The 2,330-nt window shown below is 61.0% G+C and carries 2 protein-coding genes; one reads left to right on the top strand and one right to left on the bottom strand.

Annotated features, from left to right (window positions below; genetic code table 11):
* Positions 1-139: 139 nt before the first annotated feature.
* Positions 140-1,270 carry an AGE family epimerase/isomerase gene (locus tag ACW9I6_RS32065; protein ID WP_008439078.1) on the top strand — a complete coding sequence of 377 codons (1,131 nt, stop codon included), beginning with the start codon at positions 140-142 and terminating at the stop codon, positions 1,268-1,270.
* Here ACW9I6_RS32065 and ACW9I6_RS32070 read toward each other — a convergent pair.
* A complete protein-coding gene (locus tag ACW9I6_RS32070; RefSeq protein WP_102367988.1) occupies positions 1,242-2,147 on the bottom strand; it encodes a cation diffusion facilitator family transporter in 906 nt (301 codons plus the stop codon). The genes ACW9I6_RS32065 and ACW9I6_RS32070 overlap by 29 nt on opposite strands.
* Positions 2,148-2,330 lie beyond the last annotated feature (183 nt).

Below are 2,330 nucleotides of genomic sequence, written 5' to 3' on the forward strand. Positions count from 1 at the left end.
CACAGTCGACTGCATTCCAACAATGGAACTCGATCGAATGTGGGAGCGGGCTTGCTCGCGAAGGCGGCAGTAAAGACAACACCGATCCCAAGCCTGATACCATGTCGCGCAAACACCCCTGCCGTGACGACGCCAGCCGATGCCCATCGCTCCAAGCTCCGCCCTCAAGCCTCAATTGACCGCCGTGTTGACGCACTTCCACGACCTGATCGTGCCGCTCTGGCAAGGCCCGGGCTGGAATGCCGACCTGGCGCTGCCCTATGAGGCCCTGGACGCCGATCATCGGCCTTTGCCCCCGCAACGCTATCGCGCCATGGCCTGCGCACGGCAGTTGTACCTGTTTGCCAGCCTGATCGGTGAACCCGGCGCAGCCTTTGCCGAGGAGCGCGCCGCCGCGTTGTTCCGTTCCCTGCAACGGCACTTCCACGACGCCGAGCACGGCGGCTGGTTCTACAGCATCGACGCCCACGGCAAGCCGCTGGATAAGCGCAAGGACCTCTACACCCACGCCTTCATCATCTTCGCCTGCGCCCACTATTGGGCCAAGGTACGTGAATCGCTGGTGGAATCGGTACTCGACGCCGCCTTGGAAGTGGTCGCCGAACGCTTCGCCACCGGCGACGGCCTGTACGAAGCGGTGCTGGAACGTAACTGGTCATCCCTCAAGTCTGGCCCTCTGCAAAACCCGCTGATGCACCTTGCCGAAGGTTTCCTCGCCACGTTGGCCGTGCGGGAGGACGCCGTCACCCAAGACGCGTTGCTGGACCTGGCCAACGCCATGCAGAAGCGCTTCATCGACCGCCAACACGGGGTGATGATGGAAAAACCGCTGGGTGCTGTGGATAACTGGTTTGAACCGGGGCATCAGTTCGAATGGTTCTTCCTGCTGGAATCTTCGGATTTGCTGCGGGGCACACCGCTGCACACATCGCTGAACAAAGCGTTCACCTATGCCGAGCAAAAGGGTGTGGATAACCTGACCGGTGCGGTCAGCGGCATGCTCGCCCTGGACGGCAGCGTGCGCGACGGCACCCAGCGCATCTGGGCCCAGGCCGAATACCTGCGGGCGCTGACCTTGCGGCCCGACAGTGAAGCCGTGCTGCAACGCCAATTGCTGGCGCTGCAACAACGCTTCCTGCATGACAAAGGCTGGAATGAGTGCCTGGATGCCAAGGGGCACGTGAGCCGGCGGGACATGCCGTCGACCACGCCTTACCACTTGGCAACGTGCTACCTGGGCCTTACGCAATCCATTTGCGGTCCCCGGTAAAACTGATCGTCAGCCAGCGGGCCGCGTCGGGCTTGCCCAACCCTGTGGATATTTCTTCGCGCAGCCCGTCCAGGGTGGCGACGTTATCCACCGGGTAATCCGCCGGCAGCACCACATGAATCTCGATAAACCGCGCCCGCCCGTGCTTCTGCACGTAGGACACGTAATCATCGAAACCATGCCTGGCCTGGGCCGCCTCCATCACTTCGCGCACTTTGCCGTCCAGTTGGTCCGGCACAATCCCCAACACGTCGCGTAGCGCCGGGCGCAGGATCTTGAAGGCCGGCGCCAGCATGCTCAACGCCAGCAGGATCAGGATCAACGGGTCGACATACACCGCCCACTGCCCATAGCCCTGGGACTTGAGCAACAGCGCCGCCAGGAAGCTCACCAGCAGCCCCACCGACAGCATCGCGTCCACCAACCAACTGATGTTGTCGAACTGGATCAGCGACGACTTGAGCGTGCGATTGCGGTAACGCACGTAGAAGAAATAGGCGAACTCGACGACGGTAAACACCGCCGCGTAGATGATCACCAGGCCCAACTCGATATCGCGCCCGCCATTGATAATGCCGAATACGCCGTTGAGAAACGCGTAGATGGCGATCAACAGCAAAAAGCTGCCTTCGATCAACAGCACCATGGGCTCCAGGTGCCAGTAGCCGAACTGGAAACGTTCGTTGCTTTTCTTGGCGATCAGCTTGGCCGTGATCAGCATCAGCACCTTGATGGCGGTGGCGATCAGCGAGAAAAAGCCGTCGAATAAAATCGATTGGGCGCCCGACACCACCCCCGTGACAATCCCGGCGATCGCCACGGCGAACATCAGGATGGTCGATTGTTTGAGCAGCGACTGCTCACCTCGGTTACTCACATATCCTCCTGTCAAAACCTTTGAACCGCACAGCGCGGCGGGGTTTTCAGGGGTGGAGTGTACCTTATGTCCTGTTTTGGCCGATTTGCCGCATTTTCCAGGCTGACAAAAACCCTGTGGCGAGGGAGCTTGCTCCCGCTGGGCGGCGAAGCCGCCCCAAAAAAGCCAGGGCCGCTTCGCAGC

The sequence above is a fragment of the Pseudomonas sp. SDO5522_S412 genome (assembly GCF_054071215.1).